A 17,850-nucleotide genomic window follows, 5' to 3' on the forward strand; every position below is an offset into this window, starting at 1 on the left:
TCGCCAGCGACGTTCAATCCCGCTGCGCGGGTTGTCCGAGTCCGGGCACCCTATTTAGAGAAACCAGCCTAACAGCTGGTTTTTTGCTTCCTGGCGTTTGGACTCTTCATCGAACATGCCTGGTCAGGGGTGGCGAATCTGGAACGCAGCATTCGCTCCCCCATGTCGCTACCATCAAGTTGCCATCCGGTGTCAATGCCAAACTAACGGGGCTGCTCAGCCCGTCGGCGATGACGGTACGAACACCTTGCCGATTAACCCGGCTAGCGGCTCAGCACTAGCAGACGAAGTTAATGAACACGCCATAATGAGAGCAAACCACACAGAATAGAGAGATGGCCTCATAGGCTCGTCTCATGGGAGAAAACTTCTTTTGCTGCGAACAAACCGTTGAGCGCGGCAGGAAAACCCGCATAAACAGCCATTTGGATAATAACTTCAATTATTTCTTGCTGGGAGCAACCAACATTGCGAGCGCCATGAAGATGGACTTTAAGCTGTGGCGTAGCATTCCCCATTGCAGTCAAAGCAGCCACCACCGCAAGCTCTCGAGTTTTGAGGTCAAGCCCTGGCCTTGAATAAATATCACCAAATGGAAACTCAATGAGCAACTGTGCAAAGTCAGGGGCGATGTCTTTCAGACTGTTAATCACGCCCTCTCCAGCCTGACCATCTATCTCTTTGAGTTTTGCTAACCCTCGGGTATATCGTTCGTTATTCATGGACTCACTCCTTCAGTTTTTGATGACTGAAGTATATGTTTTGTCCAAAACACTCATCCAATACCATTTATGTGATACCTTTTCGGTATAGATATGTTTCCTCCACCCCTGATACCAATAGCCGCAGCGTGCCCATCAGCTTGGATTTTCTCGCTTCATGTAAGTGAAATTTACTTTCGCTCCCCATCACCATTTTGTTTGAATGTTGAACTACTCTTAAAAAAAATCAATAAGTAGCACTTTTACACAAGCACGCTATTAACCTATTGGACTAAAACTGTAAATGCGAATTATTTCCATCTAGAGGAGCGATAACATGTCTTTAAATGGTAAAGTGGCGCTGGTGACAGGTGCTGGACAAGGGATCGGTAGAGGGATTGCGCTTCGATTAGCACGTGATGGTGCTGACATTGCATTGGTTGATTTAAAAGATGAAAAAATCAAAGCAGTCGCGGATGAAATTCGTGCGCTAGGGCGCAAAAGCGTGACTTTTAAAGCCGATATTAGTGTACGTGATGAAGTTTTTGCCGCAGTTGACTACGCAGAGAAAGAGCTCGGTGGCTTTGATATCATGGTGAATAACGCCGGTATCAGCCAAACTAAAAACCTGCTGAGTGTTACGCAGGAAGAAGTCGAGAATATATTTAAAATCAACGTTCAAGGTACCCTTTGGGGTATTCAGGCAGCAGCGACAAAATTCAAAGCTCGCCAGCAGAAAGGCAAAATTATCAATGCCTCATCAATTGCCGGTCATGAAGGCTTTGCCCTGCTAGGCATTTATTCTGCTACCAAATTCAGTGTACGAGCACTCACTCAAGCAGCGGCAAAAGAGTTGGCCAGCTTCGGCATTACCGTCAATGCCTATTGTCCCGGAGTGGTCGGGACCGATATGTGGGTGGAGATCGATAAAAGAATGGCCGAAGAAACCGGCGCACCAATTGGCGCAACCTATAAAAAATATGTGGATGGCATTGCACTTGGTCGTGCAGAAACGCCGGAGGATGTCGCAGCCTTTGTTTCATACCTCGCCGGGCCGGATTCTGACTATATGACGGGACAAGCGCCATTAATCGACGGCGGTTTAGTGTTCAGATAATTCAGATCGCATCAGATCATGTTGTGATAAAAACCAGCCATTGGCTGGTTTTTTACGTTTAGCCGCCTACCCCTTCATGGTTAAAAAATGTTCAGCAGCCGCCCGACTATCTGCTAAGTTATCATTTTACGCCCACAGGAAGGAGCATGCCGATGTCCCGTCTTACCGCAAAAGATTTCGCCCCTGAATTGCTTGAACTCTATGACTATTATGCCCACGGCAGGATTACCAAGCGGCAGTTCCTTGAACTCGCGGCAAAATACGCCGTCGGTGGCCTGACAGCCATAACCATTTTGGGCCAACTCAGTCCAAATTATGCGCTAGCTCAGCAAGTTGAGTTCACTGATCCAGATATCATTCCTTCGTATATTACCTACCCCTCACCCAACGGGCACGGTGAAGTACGGGGCTATTTGGTGCGTCCCACCAAGGCAACTGGCCCCCTTCCTGCTGTGGTCGTTGTCCACGAAAATCGTGGGTTAAATCCGTATATTGAAGATGTGGCCCGCCGCGTGGCGAAAGCTGGCTTTATTGCACTCGCCCCTGATGGGCTCAGTTCTGTAGGTGGCTATCCCGGTAATGATGATAAAGGCCGTGAATTGCAGCAACAGATCGACCCAACCAAACTGATGAATGATTTTTTTGCGGCAATAGAGTTTCTGATGGCGAGTAAAGAAACCACCGGTAAAGTCGGGATTACAGGCTTTTGTTATGGTGGCGGTGTTGCCAATGCCGCCGCAGTGGCTTATCCCGAGCTTGCCGCCGCAGTGCCTTTCTATGGGCGTCAGGCGAAATCAGAAGATGTTCCCCGCATCAAAGCCCCGCTATTACTGCATTACGCCGAATTGGATACCAACATTAATGCCGGTTGGCCCGCTTATGAAGAAGCCCTTAAAGCGGCGGGTAAAACCTATGAAGCCTATATTTATCCGGGGGTAAATCACGGTTTTCACAACGATTCAACGCCGCGCTATGACAAAGCCGCTGCTGACCTTGCTTGGGAGCGCACAATAGCCTGGTTCCAGCATTATTTGGCCTAAACATGAGTTGGACTGAGCTAATGTCAATCTCATGGCGTTAGCTCGCCTTTCTGCCGTAGTCAGTATTTTCAATATTAAATGAAGATAATTCCACTTATCGGACGATAAAATTCCACAGAAAACTATCCAATAATCGCCAAACTTGTCAGATTTGAATGTTTTTCATTCTCATTTACTGATGCGGATCAAAATCTCTCACTTTAGCTGTTGATCAAATGATTATTATTATCATTTAATTCATCAACTACAGCTTAATGAGCCAACTATGAATATTGATCTGATGCCGTACCATGCCCGATTAGGGCCGCTGCCTTTTCCCAAACGCTGGGCAACGATGCCGTGGCGCGACAGCCGACCACTCCCTGCGGAGTCACTCCATGATAGCTGGCAGGCTTTGCTACAAAACGCACTTCCTCGCAATAAACGTTTGCTTTACTTACATATTCCGTTCTGCGCCACTCACTGTACTTTCTGCGGTTTTTACCAAAATCCGCTAAAATCTGACAGCACAGAGCGCTATACAGATTATCTGTTGCGAGAGCTGGGCATGGAGGCCGACAGCCCACTGCTGCAAGGCGGACCGATTCACGCAATCTATTTCGGGGGCGGGACACCAAGCGCCCTGTCTGCACAACAATTACATCGTATTATCAGCCAGTTGCGTAAAATATTGCCCTTAGCACCCGATTGTGAAATCACCGTTGAAGGGCGAATCTTTAATTTTGACGATGAACGAATTGATGCTTGTCTGGAAGCCGGCGCTAACCGTTTTTCCATTGGAGTTCAAACCTTTAATACTCGAATCCGTCAACGAATGGGCCGTAAAGCAGATCGTGACCAGACCATTCGCTTTCTGACTGATTTAGCGAGCCGGGATCGCGCTGCCGTCGTCTGTGACCTGATGTTTGGTTTACCTCATCAAACCCCGGAAACCTGGCAGGAAGATTTAGCCATTGTGCGTCAGTTGCCGCTGGATGGCGTTGACCTGTATGCCCTCAACTTGTTGCCAACCACTCCTCTTGCCAAGTCAGTGGAGAATAACCGGGTGGAGCTGCCGACATTGGCACAACAATGTGATTTTTACTGTAGCGGTGCCGATAGCCTTGCACAGGCGGGTTGGCATCAGTTGAGTAACAGCCACTGGGCGCGCACTACCCGTGAGCGCAACCTATATAACTTGTTGATTAAGCAAGGTGCTGATTGCCTCGCACTGGGTAGCGGTGCCGGTGGGTCTTTGCAAGGGCATGCCTATATGCAGCATCGCAGCTTAGATAACTACTACCGATTAATCGATAGCGGGCAAAAGCCCCTGATGATGATGACGCAAGCCAGCGGCGAGCATCCGTGGCGCGCCAAATTACAAAGTGGCATTGAAGTGGGTCGTTTAGATCTGAGCGAATTAGTGGCGAACCCGAATCCTTTGATGCCACTGATCGCGCAGTGGCATCAGTGCCACCTGCTGAAAGATAACAGTTTTTGCTTGCGCCTCACGGATAGTGGGCGTTTTTGGGCCAGCAATATGATGCAGGCACTGCAACACCTAATTCCTTCACTTATCACCGCGGAAAGCCACTCATGAATAGCCAATCACCAAATAATAAATTGCCACTCGCCGAGTTCCTTGCCACTCAACCGGACGGCACTCTTGAGCAAATTGCACAGGATTATCAGGTTAGCCCATTGGATGTGGTGCGCGTATTACCGGAACGAATATTGGCTGGAGCAGAGCAGTTTGGTCGCGTCTGGGACAGCATGACGGAGTGGGGGGATGTCACCACATTGGTGCATACCGCCGACATTATTCTGGAACACAAAGGCCCATTGCCGAGTGGTTTTCATCGCCACGGCTATTTCAACCTGCGTGATAAGCAAGGCCTCAGCGGCCATATCAGAGCACAAAATTGTCAGGCAATTGCCTTGCTGGAGCGCCCATTTATGGGGATGGCAACCGCATCGGTCCAGTTCTTCAATCAGAAGGGCGAAGTCATGCTGAAAGTGTATGTCGGCCGTGATGAACATCGTCAGCTACGCGCTGATGGACTTGCCGCATTTCATCAATTGGCGCAACAGCTTCAAGCTGAGCAACAAGTTGCCGCAAAAACAGCCGAGGAAACACCATGAAACCTTGGCTGATATTCGGCGCCGGTCATGGTGTAGGGGCGCATTTGCTGGCACTGGCAAATCAACATGCCAATGCGCCACTGAATCCTCGTCCCATCACCCTATTGATACGTCATCCGCAGCACGCTGAAGTGCTGCGCAGTCAGGGTCTGACGGTAGTCTGTGGCGATGCTTGCGATCCGGACGCGGTGCTTGAGGCCTGTAAATTAGCCGGCCCGGAAGCCGCGATTATTTCGACATTGGGTAGCCGCAGTGCCGACTATCAAGGCAATCGACTGATCATAGATACCGCCGAGAAACTTGGCCTGAAACGCATGCTTTTGGTGACGTCAATTGGCTGTGGTGATAGCTGGCCGACACTCTCTCCTGCGGCCCGTGCTGCTTTCGGTCAGGCGGTGCGTGAAAAATCGCTGGCCGAGAGTTGGTTACAGACCAGTAGCCTGATTTATACCCTGATTCGCCCCGGCGGTTTACTGGATAAGCCCGCGACGGGTAATGCCATCCGTCTGCAAGCTGAGGCTCATGGCATGATCACTCGGGAAGATGTAGCACGTCATATCAGTCAAATGATTGAAGACCCTACCACATATCACCAAATTTACGCGTTAATTGAGCCGGGATTAGCTCGTTAATTAAAAGCAAATTAACAATAAATATGTCTTGATGTAACATCGAGTCATGATTGATAATACTTATCATATTGATAGAGATTATCATTACTGGTTATATGGATAAACAGTTGAATAAGACGCCAATATTGAACGACGAACCTGCTGTCGAGTATCCGACGGCAAGTAAACCTTTGTCTGTCACCAGCGAACAGTTGCTGAGAGGGCATGGTGTGGCCTTTATCGTCCATCAGGGCGAGTGTTATCAACTGCGTCAAACTAAGGCCGGGAAACTGATACTGACTAAATAATATGCATCTAAACCTGAGTGATTGATGTTGCCGTAAACAGCGCATCAAGGCGAGGGGATGATGCTCAATGCAAGCCACCCAGATTCTATAATCAAGGCAGCCAGCAACCTATCTATTTGTTTTTGCATATTAATTTTTTTGCATAGAAAAATATGGAGAATTGCCGACATGCCTCGTTCCACCTCTGACCGTTTCCGCTGGTCGCCACTCAGTTTGGCAATCGCTTGCGCCCTGCCCCTTGCTGTTCAAGCTGCGGATACCACCACCAGCAGCAAAAAACACGCCACCGACACGATGGTAGTCACTGCTACGGGCAATGAGCGCAGTAGCTTTGAAGCGCCGATGATGGTGACAGTGGTCGAGGCAAACTCACCGACCAGCGAAACCGCCACTTCTGCCGCAGACATGCTACGCAAAATACCGGGACTGACCGTTACCGGAAGTGGCCGTGTTAATGGCCAGGATGTGACCTTGCGCGGCTATGGCAAGCAAGGCGTATTGACGTTGGTTGATGGGATCCGTCAAGGCACTGATACCGGCCATTTGAACTCGACTTTCCTCGATCCCGCGCTAGTCAAACGTGTCGAAGTGGTTCGTGGCCCATCCGCACTGCTCTATGGCAGCGGCGCATTGGGTGGGGTTATTTCTTATGAGACGGTCGATGCTGCGGATTTGCTATCACCGGGCCAAAATACCGGTTATCGCGTATATAGCTCCGCCGCCACTGGCGACCACAGCTTCGGTCTGGGTGCCAGCGCATTTGGTCGCACTGACGATGTTGATGGCGTTATCTCATTTGGTACCCGCGATATCGGCAACATCCGCCAGAGTGACGGTTTTAATGCCCCCAATGATGAAACCATCAGCAATGTTCTGGCAAAAGGTACTTGGCGCATTGATCAGGTGCAGTCATTGAGCGCAAATCTGCGCTACTACAACAACAATGCGATAGAGCCAAAGAACCCGCAAACCAGCGCGGCGTCTAGCAGCAATGTTCTGACAAACCGCTCAACTATCCAGCGCGATGCACAGCTCAGCTACAGCCTTAAACCTCTCGATCAAGAATGGTTGAATGCTACGGCGCGGGTTTATTACTCCGAAGTAGAAATCAATGCTCGCCCACAAGGTTCCCTTGAAGAGGGGCGCAAGCAGACAACGAAAGGCGGGAAGCTGGAAAACCGTACCCGCCTGTTCACTGATAGTTTTGCCTCACATTTACTGACTTACGGTACTGAAGCCTACAAACAGGAACAGACGCCGGGTGGAGCCACTGAAAGCTTCCCACAGGCAGACATTCGTTTTGGTTCTGGTTGGTTACAAGATGAAATCACTCTGCGCGATCTGCCGGTGTCCATTTTAGCCGGGACTCGCTATGACAACTATCGTGGTAGTAGTGACGGTTACGCTGATGTCGATGCGGATAAATGGTCATCACGCGGTGCGGTTAGCATTATGCCGACTGACTGGTTGATGCTGTTTGGCTCCTACGCCCAAGCATTCCGCGCCCCGACCATGGGTGAGATGTATAACGATTCGAAACACTTCTCTATGGGCCCGATGAGGACCAACTATTGGGTGCCAAATCCCAATCTGAAGCCAGAAACCAACGAAACGCAGGAATATGGTTTTGGTTTGCGCTTTAGCAACCTGTTGATGGCCGATGATGACCTGCAATTCAAAGCCAGTTACTTCGATACCAATGCTAAAGACTATATCGATACCAAGGTGAATATGGCAGCCATGACCACCACCTCGGTAAATATCGATCGAGCAAAAATCTGGGGTTGGGATGCCACCATGACTTACCAGACCAGCGTGTTTAGTTGGGATCTGGCCTATAACCGTACCCGCGGCAAAAACCAGAATACCAATGCCTGGCTCGAATCCATTAACCCGGATACCGTCACCAGCACTGTAGATGTTCCGGTGGCCAATAGCGGTTTTGCGGTCGGCTGGATTGCCACCTTTGCTGACCGTTCTCAGCCGTTAAGCACCGGTAAGCGTCAGGCAGGCTATGGCCTCAATGACTTCTATGTCAGCTATAAAGGGCAGGAACAGATGAAAGGTGTGACCACCACCGTGGTACTGGGTAACGCATTTGATAAAGAGTATTACGCGCCACAGGGCGTGCCTCAAGATGGGCGCAACGCTAAGTTTTTCGTGAGTTATCAGTGGTAGTCCAGAGAAAAAAGATAGTCTGAAATATCGCATCCGGTAATCCAATCTGTGGATTACCGGATTATCATTTAACACTGTCACCTGCATATAAAAAATCAATAGAACGAGGAAGTCATTATGAGCAAGTCAATATATGAGCAGTACGTCCAAGCCAAAGCAGATAATCCGGGCAAATATGCGCGCGATTTAGCCACCCTGATGGAGATTTCAGAAGCGGAACTGACCCACAGCCGGGTTGGCCATGATGCTAAACGTTTGCATGCTGATGCTCGCACTCTGCTGGCGGCCTTGGAAGCAGTGGGTGAAGTCAAAGCGATCACCCGCAACACTTATGCAGTACATGAGCAAATGGGCTGCTACGAGAATCAACACCTGAATGGCCATGCCGGATTGATCCTCAACCCGCGTAACCTGGATTTACGTTTGTTCCTCAATCAGTGGGCCAGCGCCTTTACTTTGACAGAAGAAACGCGCCACGGCGTGCGCCATAGCATTCAGTTCTTCGACCATCAGGGTGATGCTTTACATAAAGTGTATGTCACGGAAAAAACTGACATGGCCGCTTGGGATGCACTGCTGGCGAAGTTTATCAGTGCAGAAAACCCAGAATTACAGTTAGAGCCACTGCGTGCCACTGAGGTTACCGAACCGACTGCCACAGATGATGCTGTCGATGCTGAATGGCGTGCCATGACTGATGTGCACCAGTTCTTCCAGTTGCTCAAGCGCAATAATCTGACTCGCCAACAAGCCTTCCGTGCCGTCGGCGATGATCTGGCTTATCAGGTTGATAACAGCTCACTGACGCAACTGCTGCATATCGCACAGCAAGAGCAGAACGAAATCATGATTTTCGTCGGTAACCGCGGTTGTGTGCAAATTTTCACTGGCATGATTGAAAAAGTCACTCCACATCAAGACTGGATTAACGTTTTCAACCAGCGTTTTACGCTACATCTGATCGAAACAGCCATTGCTGAAAGCTGGATTACCCGCAAGCCGACCAAAGACGGATTTGTCACCAGCCTGGAGCTGTTTGCTGCCGATGGCACCCAGCTTGCTCAACTTTATGGTCAGCGTACTGAAGGCCAACCAGAACAAAACCAATGGCGTGAGCAGATTGCTCGCCTAAACAATAAGGATATCGCCGCATGAGACTAAGGTTGCTGTCACTCCCTTTCATTCTGTCACTGAGTGCCTATCTTCTGCCGCTGAATACATTAGCCGCAGAACGTATTGTCACCATTGGTGGCGATGTAACAGAAATCGCCTATGCACTGGGTGCCGGTGGCGAGATTGTGGCCCGTGACAGTACCAGTCTACAACCTCAGGCGGTGCAGAAGCTGCCTGATGTCGGCTATATGCGCATGCTCAATGCCGAAGGGATTCTGGCAATGAAGCCCACCATGCTGCTGGTGAGCGAACTTGCGCAACCTTCACTGGTGCTCAAACAAGTTGCTGACAGCGGTGTGAACGTCGTCACCGTCCCCGGTCAAACAACGCCGGAAAGTGTGGCGGTGAAGATAAATGCAGTTGCCGCAGCACTGCATCAGCAGGAAAAAGGGCAAGAATTGATTAAGGACTATCAGCAACGTTTGGGCGCAGTGAGCAATACGCCGCTGCCAGTCAAAGTGCTGTTCGTCATGAGCCACGCCGGCTTAACGCCAATGGCCGCTGGCCAAAATACCGCCGCCGATGCCATGATCCGTGCTGCGGGTGGCAACAATGCAATGCAAGGCTTCAGCCGCTATCGTCCATTATCGCAAGAAGGGGTTATTGCCAGCGCACCCGATTTATTGCTGATCACCAGTGACGGTGTAAGAGCACTGGGGGGCAGTGAAGGTATCTGGAAATTACCGGGCATGGCTTTAACACCTGCAGGTAAAAATAAACGCCTGTTAGTTGTCGATGATATGGCATTGCTCGGCTTTGGTCTGGAAACACCGCAAGTGCTGGCGCAACTGCGCAAAGGCATGGAACAAGCGCAATGAATTGCCGTGTCCATCCACGCCTGATGCTCGGCATCTTGCTGATGATTCTGATTCTATTAGCGCTCGGCTCGGCCAATATGGGGGCATTAACCCTCTCGTTTCGCACGTTATGGCATGCATCATTAGATGATGCCATGTGGCATATCTGGCTAAATATTCGTCTGCCCCGCGTGCTATTAGCTGTGGTTGTGGGTTGTGCGCTGGCGGTTTCCGGCGCCATTATGCAGGGGTTATTCCGCAACCCGCTAGCCGACCCAGGCCTACTGGGTATCAGCAGCGGCGCGGCCTTGTGTGTCGGGCTGATTATTGTCATGCCATTTAGCCTGCCGCCACTGTTGGCACTTTATAGCCATATGGTGGGAGCCTTTATCGGCAGTCTGGCCATTTCTGCCATTATCTTTACCCTCAGCCGCTGGGGGCATGGCAATTTATCGCGCCTGCTGTTGGCGGGTATCGCGATCAATGCGTTGTGTGGTGCCGCAGTCGGCGTGCTGACTTATATCAGTGATGACCAGCAGTTACGCCAATTCTCCTTATGGAGCATGGGGAGCTTGGGTCAAGCACAATGGTCGACACTTCTGGTCGCCGCATCGTTAATCCTGCCCGCTTGTGTGCTCGGTTTATTACAGGCGCGCCAGTTGAATTTATTGCAGTTAGGGGATGAAGAAGCGCATTACCTTGGCGTCAATGTGCGGCAAGCTAAGCTGCGCTTGCTGTTACTCAGCGCAATATTGATTGGTGCGGCAGTGGCGGTCAGTGGCGTTATCGGTTTTATCGGCCTGGTTGTCCCACATCTTATCCGCATGCGGATTGGCGCTGATCACCGCTGGCTATTACCCGGTGCTGCACTGGGTGGAGCTTGCTTATTATTGACTGCGGATACATTGGCGCGAACTTTAGTTGCTCCGGCTGAAATGCCTGTCGGGTTGATAACCAGTCTCTTAGGTGGGCCTTATTTTCTGTGGCTGATTTTACGTCAGCGGGAGCAACGCAGTGGTTGATATGGCAGGAATGAATAGCGCGGCAATAACATCGACGGCGTTATTAGAAGCAAATCAGCTGTCCTACCAAGTACAGGGGCGAAAACTGATTAATAACGTTTCACTACAAATTGCCAGCGGTGAAATGGTGGCGATTATCGGGCCAAACGGTGCAGGGAAATCCACGTTACTGCGTTTGTTAACCGGCTATCTGACGCCGTCAGATGGCGAGTGTCAGTTGCTGGGGAAAAACCTCAATAGCTGGCAGCCACAAGCATTGGCCCGCACCCGTGCGGTGATGCGCCAATACAGTGATTTGGCGTTTCCATTTAGTGTCAGTGAAGTGATTCAGATGGGGCGCGCACCTTATGGGGCGGCGCAAAACCGGCATGCATTACAAGAAGTGATGGCACAGACGGATTGTTTGGCACTGGCACAGCGTGACTATCGTGCACTGTCCGGTGGTGAGCAGCAACGTGTACAGCTTGCACGGGTATTAGCACAATTGTGGCAACCCGAACCAACGCCGCGTTGGCTGTTCCTTGACGAACCGACATCCGCATTAGATTTGTATCATCAACAACATACGTTGCGTCTACTGCGTCAGCTCACTCTCCAGGAACCTTTGGCAGTGTGCTGTGTGCTGCATGATCTGAATCTGGCGGCACTGTATGCCGATCGTATTTTGTTGCTGGCACAGGGTGAACTCGTTGCCTGCGGCACACCAGAAGAAGTGCTCAACGCCGAAACACTAACCCGCTGGTATCAGGCCGATTTGGGCATTTCACGCCACCCTGAAACTGCCCTGCCGCAGATTTATTTACGTCAATAAATCTGCGGCAAATTAAATGATGCCCAGAGCCAGCCTATGGTTGGTGAGCTTGATGACAAACTTATTTTGTCACTCCGAAACTAGCGGGGCGACTGCGCCGATGGGCGCTCCGACGGCTCACACCGTTACGACCCATTCGGCACATTTCCCCGCTTATCAACTTTGTCAGTTGCCAGAGCCAGTCTATGGCTGGTTCTGCTTTTCCAGCACTTGCGGAGATTCAATCTCTGCCAACAATTCATAAATCGTTTTACCCACTTTTTGCACTGCCCGCTCAATTTCTATCGTCATCGGCTTACTGTAGCTTAAGCGCAAACAGTTACGGTATTTCCCCGAGGCCGAACTAATAAGCCCGGCAGCAACCTGCACACCCAGCGGTAACAAGCAGCGATTGAGTCGCTGGCTATCAAATCCGTGTGGCAATTCGACCCATAACATAAAACTCCCCTGCGGCCTGCTCAGGCAAGTATTCGGTGGGAAATACTTCATCACCCAGCTGGTCATAATGTCGCGATTACGTTGGTATTGGCGGCGCATCCGGCGCAAGTGCTGCATGTAATGCCCTTGCTTGATAAATTCAGCCATTGCCAATTGAGGCAGAGAGGCGACCCGCCCGGCGGAAATATATTTCATATGCAGCGCTTTATCTAAATAGCGCCCAGGGGCAATCCAACCGATACGCAAACCGGGGGCGACGGTTTTAGAAAAGGAGCTGCACAGCAATACACGCCCATCATCGTCAAATGAAGCTATCGTGGGAGGGCGCGGATATTGATACGCCAAAGCACCATAAACATCGTCTTCGATAATCGCGATGTCATAGCGCTGGGCGAGTATCAGCAGCGCTTTTTTTCGCTCATCTGGCATATTGTAACCCAGCGGATTATTACATGTCGGTGTAAGCTGAACCGCCTTAATTGGCCATTGATCCAAAGCCATTTCCAACGCTTCCAAACTGATCCCGACCACTGGATCAGTTGGGATCTCAATGACTTTCATACCCATTCCTTTCAAGGTTTGCATCGCACCATGAAAACTTGGGGAGTCAACGGCAACAATATCACCGGGTTGGCAGACTGCACCCAGTGCCACAGCCAATGCGCCATGGCAGCCAGATGTAATAATGATATTCTCAGCCGATTGATGATTACCACTGTCCAGCATCAAGCGAGCTATTTGTTCACGCAATACCAAGGAGCCGTAAATATTGTCATACTCCAGCACTTCTTCACTCTGATGGAGGCTAACGCGGCTCAACAAGCGACTCAGTATTTTAAGCCCCGGAGCAGAAAGATCCGGCGAGCCAGCACCCAGATAAATAATATTTTCCTGCACACTTCTTTGCAGGAAAGCCAAGGTATTTTCCCACTGAGAGATTTCTACTGGCCGCTGTGCATGGGTGCATGTCGCAGGTAAAGAAGGTAGGTTTGAGCAGCAACGAACGAAATAACCTGATTTCGCTCGCGCTTCGATAAGCAAGCGTTCTTCCAATTGTCGATAAGCCTGCTGGACAGTACTGATGCTGACACCATGTTCGTCACTCAACACTCTGACGGAAGGGAGTCGTTCACCGGCGCTATACAACCCTTCTTTAATACGCTGACTAAGAATGTCAGCCAGTTGTTGGTAACGAGTCATTGATATCACCTAATCAGTAGTAACCAGTACAGATGGCATTAATTTGCACCATTCAGTTCATATATCTCACATCTGTATGGAAATAATAGTCCTAATTTGCATCTGTAATGTTTTACGCCAAAGCTTCATTCTAATGACTCAGCGACTGACGAGGAGTCATAATGAATAATATAATTGAAAATCAAATAGATGAATGCTGTTCGTCAACCATGCAGGCTGTAAAAAAACGCCGCAATATTTTTATTCGATTGTGGGGAAAAGCATACAGATGTGCATATCAATGGAATGAACGGCGTAAAACAGCCTATACACTGGAGCGATTGAGTTCAGCTCAACTAAAGGACATTGGCCTAAGCCGTGATGACATCAAACGAGATTACAGCCGCCCATTTTGGCGCTAAATGTGACTTGATGGACAAAAACGGGCTGCCCATTCAAATAAAGAGTCTCGTGTTATTACTTTATCCTTAGAGCGGGCAGCTCAGTTTTACGACTATTATTCCTCATTAGCTTGCCAATATGGTGCTACTGAGGAAGTTGGCTCTAATAAGGTTCAATTTTTTTCTTATCAACTAGATCTGAGAGTGGAAATAGTGAGCACAAATTAATATTGCTTCACTATCTTATTTAGCGCGGATATAAAGAAATCAATATCGTCCAGAGTGTTATACACCGCAAATGAAACTCTGACGGTTTCATTGACGCCAAAGAAAGCCATTAATGGCTGAGCACAATGACGACCGACCTGAACGGCAATTCCGGCCTTATCGAGTGCCAGGCCAATAACTCGCGCGGGAATACCTTCGGCAATAAAACTGACAACTGCGGCTTTTATCGGTGATTGACCTAAAATATAAATAGCAGGCAATAAGGAAAGCTGCTGCGTAAGATAATCTAGTAATTTTTGTTCATGCTGGGCAATAGCTTTAATCCCAAGCTCTTGCAGCCAGGTAATAGCGGCCCCCAATCCGATGATTCCAGCAATATTTGCAGTGCCAGCCTCAAAGCGCCGTGGAGGGTCAACAAAAGTAGATTGTTCAAAGTTAACATCTGCCACCATTCCACCACCACATTGCCATGGCGGCATATTCCGCAGAATATTGCTGCGACCATACAACACGCCAATACCCGTAGGCCCATAAACTTTATGGCCAGAGAAGACATAAAAATCTGAATCTAGCTCTTGCACATCAATGGCGATATGAGGCACTGCCTGGGCACCATCAATCAGTACTATGTTTCTTCTTTTTTGCCCCAATGCCTTTTGTCGTATGCCCTTACTGCTTGAATAATAGCCACTACTGGATTGATGGTACCCAGCACATTTGAGACATGAGAAAGTGCTAAAATCCGCGTGCGATGACTCAGTAATTGTTCAAGAAAACCGGTCTGTAATATCCCATTGTTATCTACCGGCAGAATTTTTAGCTGCGCGCCAACCTCTCGGCATAGCTGTTGCCACGGGATAATATTACTGTGAGGCTCCAGAGCCGAAATCAAGATTTCATCACCTGCATGCAAATATGTCTTCCCCCAACTTGCCGCCACTAAATTAATAGCCTCTGTTGTTCCTTGAGTAAAAACTATTTCATCTACCGACTGAGCATTAAGAAACAACCGCACTTGTTCTCTAACTTGTTCTAACTCTGTGGGTGCGAGTTGGGTGAATGTATCGACTCCCCGATGTGCATTTGCATAATATTCGCTATAACATTTTGTTATTGCATCAATGACCACCTGTGATTTTTGGACAGGAAGATGCATTATCTAAATAAACTAATGGATGACCATTTAACTGTTGTTTGAGAATGGGAAACTGTCTATAAATAGCATCAATATCCAATATCCCCCCATCTATTTGAGTATTTACCATAAGACACCTCAATATTGTAAATCTGCTTTAATATTTTCACGAAAATCTGTCCTCTCCAATGGATGTGAATTATTATTCATTGTGAAAATGCTAGCTTGATATTAATTAATTTATAGGTACAGAATCATCTTATAATGATTCCAATTATAGTGTTCCTTTTTTAATTAGTATGTTTTTATTTTATTTTTTATTTAAATAATAAACCCGCTATATAGCGGGTTAGGTAATTAATGTTTTGATACTAATGCATTAGAAGTCATAACCTACTGTCGCCTGTACCGAGCGCTCTGCCCCCCAGTAGCAGTAAGAAGTGCTGTAACAGGCCGCAACGTATTTCTTATCGGTAATATTATTTACATTCAATTGGACGAATGCCCCCTTCAGTGATGCTGCCCAAGTGCCCAAATCGGCGCGAACCGAAGCATCGCCCAGCGTATAAGAAGGCACACGTAAGGTATTAGCATCATCGGCCCACTGCTTGCCAATATAACGGATACCTGCACCAACATTAATGCCGTAGCCCGCCTCATATTGCGCCCACAGTGACGCCATATTTGACGGCGCTAACACCGGCGTATTGCCATCATTACCATCAATAGCATCTTTGAATTTCACGCGGTTATAGGTGTAGCCCGCAATCACACTTAAACGGTCGTTAATCTGGCTGCGCGCTTCCAACTCCAGCCCCTGTGAATTCACCTTACCTGCTGGCACATAATAGGTCGCCGGAACGGCACGGTTTGCCACATCATTCTGTGTCAGGTCGTATAACGCGGCGGAATAGAGTGAAGAACTGCCCGGTGGCTGATACTTGATACCCACTTCATACTGCTCGCTGGTCATCGGTTTCAGCAGTTTTTGCTGTGCATCTGGGAATAGACTTGGCGTGATGGCTTGGCTGTAACTGACGTAGGGTGAAATACCGCTATCGAAGCTATACAGTAATGAAGCGCGCCCACTGGCGTGTTTATCCGTACGCTCATCACTGGTATTGGCAGTCTTATTAATATTTTCCGTTTTCATTCGATCATAACGGCCGGACAAATTCAGATGCCAATTATCCCACTTCATTTCATCTTGCAAATAAATGCCACTCTGCTCATAACGGCGACTTAAATAGGATGAATTGATGCCAGGGGTTGTCAGCAGATAATCGCGGTACAGCGTACTGCCGCCAGAAATACCGGTGTAAGGATTCAATGTGGTGGCAAACGCGCTGTCGCTACGCAGATTATTGCGGAACTTCTGGAAGTCGCCCCCCAACATCACCTTATGCTCGACTACCGCCGTCGCAAAATTGGCCTGCAATTGGTTATCCACCGCAAATGCATTGAGTGAGGAATCTTCACCAGAGTAATAGCGGTTCATCAGCGTGCGATCGCTATTCCAGCCCCCCTGATAAACCTGTTCTAACTGACTATTAGAGTGGGTATAGCTGGCATTTTGCCGGAAAGACCAGACTTCATCGAACTGGTGCGCAAATTCGGAACTGTAGATTTGCTGCCAACGTTTAAACACATTGTGGTTAGTTTCGCCATCAAAGAAACCGCGACTTAACTTCTGCCCATAAATACTGCCATCCGCAGGAACCGCACTGTGATAACCACCAGAGGGGTCTTTTTGCAAATTTGCGCGCAATAATAATGAGGTATTTTCATCTGGCTGCCACAACAATGATGGAGCAATCGCATAGCGCTCTTCACGCTGATGGTCATACATGGTGTCACTGTTGCGCGTGATACCGGTCAGGCGAAATGCCCAATGCTCGGAAATCGCATCGGTATAATCAAAGGCGACATCTTGCGTATTGTGATTACCCGCCGTCAGACGGAAGTGGCCTTCAGAGGCAAATTGCGGGCGCTTGGATGTCATCATCACTACGCCACCGGGGATACTTTGACCATACAATGCCGAGGACGGGCCTTTGATCACGTCAATGCGCTCAAGAAACCACGGATCGACCTGTAACACATTATAACTGCCGCCATCACTGAGCAGTCGCAGGCCATCAAGGAAGGTATTGTTCACATCCCCGCCATGGAAACCGCGCAAAGCGACAGTGTCATAACGGGTTGCGCCGCCAGAAAAACCAGTGAATACACCGGGCGTATAATTCAGCGCCTGGTTAACCGTCGCCACATTTTGATCATCCATTTGCTGACGGGTAATTACCGACACCGACTGCGCTGTCAGAATTAACGGCTGGTCGGTTTTGGTTGCCCCTTTGGTAGTTTTGGCGGTGTAGCCTGAAGTGGGTAAATCAGCTGCCTGACCGGCTTTGGCGGTGACTTCTATCGTATCGTCAGCCATTGAAGCGAATGGAATAAAAATAGCCAGTGAGCACAAAACAGCAGAACGCTTTATTAAAAAAGCCGAGAACATAGTTATCTTCCCCAGATAATTATCCCCAAAGAACGTGCCGTTATTGGTTGGCGGCAAGTAAGAAGGGTATAGGCATAT

The 17,850-nt window shown here is 48.9% G+C and carries 18 protein-coding genes; 13 read left to right on the forward strand and 5 right to left on the reverse strand.

Annotated features, from left to right (window positions below; genetic code table 11):
- A partial coding sequence (locus tag FTA96_RS23395; protein ID WP_222424310.1) for a hypothetical protein occupies positions 1-281 on the forward strand: 281 nt, incomplete at its 5' end.
- Between the two features lie 60 nt (positions 282-341).
- On the opposite strand, the gene FTA96_RS09235 is transcribed toward FTA96_RS23395, so the two are convergent.
- Entirely contained in the window at positions 342-722 is a 381-nt protein-coding gene (locus FTA96_RS09235; RefSeq protein WP_145573669.1) for a carboxymuconolactone decarboxylase family protein, read from the reverse strand.
- 316 nt (positions 723-1,038) lie between these two features.
- Between FTA96_RS09235 and FTA96_RS09240 the strand changes: the two genes are divergently transcribed.
- The 11 genes from FTA96_RS09240 (at position 1,039) to FTA96_RS09290 (ending at position 11,879) form a co-directional block, all read left to right on the forward strand.
- The gene (locus tag FTA96_RS09240; protein WP_050110505.1) at positions 1,039-1,818 is read left to right on the forward strand and encodes an acetoin reductase; all 780 of its coding nucleotides are present in this window, start codon (positions 1,039-1,041) and stop codon (positions 1,816-1,818) included.
- A gap of 152 nt (positions 1,819-1,970) precedes the next feature.
- A complete protein-coding gene (gene yghX / locus FTA96_RS09245) occupies positions 1,971-2,858 on the forward strand; it encodes a YghX family hydrolase (protein ID WP_145506474.1) in 888 nt (295 codons plus the stop codon).
- A gap of 265 nt (positions 2,859-3,123) precedes the next feature.
- Positions 3,124-4,437: a heme anaerobic degradation radical SAM methyltransferase ChuW/HutW gene (gene hutW, locus FTA96_RS09250; protein WP_050136441.1), complete on the forward strand. Its 1,314-nt coding sequence runs from the start codon at positions 3,124-3,126 to the stop codon at positions 4,435-4,437.
- Positions 4,434-4,979 (forward strand): heme utilization cystosolic carrier protein HutX, encoded by a 546-nt coding sequence (hutX, locus tag FTA96_RS09255; protein WP_145536496.1) that lies wholly within the window; start codon positions 4,434-4,436, stop codon positions 4,977-4,979. The genes hutW and hutX overlap by 4 nt, the downstream gene beginning before the upstream one ends.
- Complete coding sequence (locus FTA96_RS09260) at positions 4,976-5,611, forward strand: SDR family oxidoreductase (protein WP_145506466.1); 636 nt, start codon at positions 4,976-4,978, stop codon at positions 5,609-5,611. Before hutX ends, FTA96_RS09260 begins: the two co-directional genes overlap by 4 nt.
- Before the next feature lie 95 nt (positions 5,612-5,706).
- Complete coding sequence (hemP, locus tag FTA96_RS09265) at positions 5,707-5,898, forward strand: hemin uptake protein HemP (protein ID WP_050110512.1); 192 nt, start codon at positions 5,707-5,709, stop codon at positions 5,896-5,898.
- Positions 5,899-6,066: 168 nt separating this feature from the next.
- Entirely contained in the window at positions 6,067-8,076 is a 2,010-nt protein-coding gene (locus tag FTA96_RS09270; protein WP_145573671.1) for a TonB-dependent hemoglobin/transferrin/lactoferrin family receptor, read from the forward strand.
- Between the two features lie 117 nt (positions 8,077-8,193).
- Complete coding sequence (locus FTA96_RS09275) at positions 8,194-9,231, forward strand: hemin-degrading factor (RefSeq protein ID WP_050121775.1); 1,038 nt, start codon at positions 8,194-8,196, stop codon at positions 9,229-9,231.
- On the forward strand, positions 9,228-10,067 hold the full coding sequence (locus tag FTA96_RS09280) for a heme/hemin ABC transporter substrate-binding protein (protein WP_145573673.1): 840 nt from the start codon (positions 9,228-9,230) through the stop codon (positions 10,065-10,067). Before FTA96_RS09275 ends, FTA96_RS09280 begins: the two co-directional genes overlap by 4 nt.
- On the forward strand, positions 10,064-11,068 hold the full coding sequence (locus FTA96_RS09285; RefSeq protein ID WP_050110516.1) for a FecCD family ABC transporter permease: 1,005 nt from the start codon (positions 10,064-10,066) through the stop codon (positions 11,066-11,068). Before FTA96_RS09280 ends, FTA96_RS09285 begins: the two co-directional genes overlap by 4 nt.
- 1 nt (position 11,069) lies before the next feature.
- Complete coding sequence (locus FTA96_RS09290; RefSeq protein WP_391592627.1) at positions 11,070-11,879, forward strand: heme ABC transporter ATP-binding protein; 810 nt, start codon at positions 11,070-11,072, stop codon at positions 11,877-11,879.
- A 183-nt stretch (positions 11,880-12,062) separates the two neighbouring features.
- Here FTA96_RS09290 and FTA96_RS09300 read toward each other — a convergent pair whose 3' ends face one another.
- A complete protein-coding gene (locus tag FTA96_RS09300) occupies positions 12,063-13,517 on the reverse strand; it encodes an aminotransferase-like domain-containing protein (protein ID WP_050146723.1) in 1,455 nt (484 codons plus the stop codon).
- Between the two features lie 161 nt (positions 13,518-13,678).
- On the opposite strand from FTA96_RS09300, the gene FTA96_RS09305 reads away from it, so the two are divergent.
- Complete coding sequence (locus FTA96_RS09305; protein ID WP_050110518.1) at positions 13,679-13,918, forward strand: DUF1127 domain-containing protein; 240 nt, start codon at positions 13,679-13,681, stop codon at positions 13,916-13,918.
- Between the two features lie 203 nt (positions 13,919-14,121).
- Here the strand turns inward: FTA96_RS09305 and FTA96_RS23480 are convergent, their stop codons facing one another.
- From FTA96_RS23480 to FTA96_RS09315, 3 genes are all read right to left on the reverse strand, one after another.
- Positions 14,122-14,727, reverse strand: a complete 606-nt coding sequence (locus FTA96_RS23480; RefSeq protein ID WP_235897464.1) for an aminotransferase class V-fold PLP-dependent enzyme — start codon at positions 14,725-14,727, stop codon at positions 14,122-14,124.
- Positions 14,728-14,750: 23 nt separating this feature from the next.
- Positions 14,751-15,281 carry an aminotransferase class V-fold PLP-dependent enzyme gene (locus tag FTA96_RS23485; RefSeq protein ID WP_235897466.1) on the reverse strand — a complete coding sequence of 177 codons (531 nt, stop codon included), beginning with the start codon at positions 15,279-15,281 and terminating at the stop codon, positions 14,751-14,753.
- A 358-nt stretch (positions 15,282-15,639) separates the two neighbouring features.
- Positions 15,640-17,772 carry a TonB-dependent siderophore receptor gene (locus FTA96_RS09315; protein ID WP_145573675.1) on the reverse strand — a complete coding sequence of 711 codons (2,133 nt, stop codon included), beginning with the start codon at positions 17,770-17,772 and terminating at the stop codon, positions 15,640-15,642.
- Positions 17,773-17,850 lie beyond the last annotated feature (78 nt).

The sequence above is a fragment of the Yersinia alsatica genome, assembly GCF_902170305.1.
In the GTDB taxonomy this organism is placed as follows: domain Bacteria; phylum Pseudomonadota; class Gammaproteobacteria; order Enterobacterales; family Enterobacteriaceae; genus Yersinia; species Yersinia alsatica.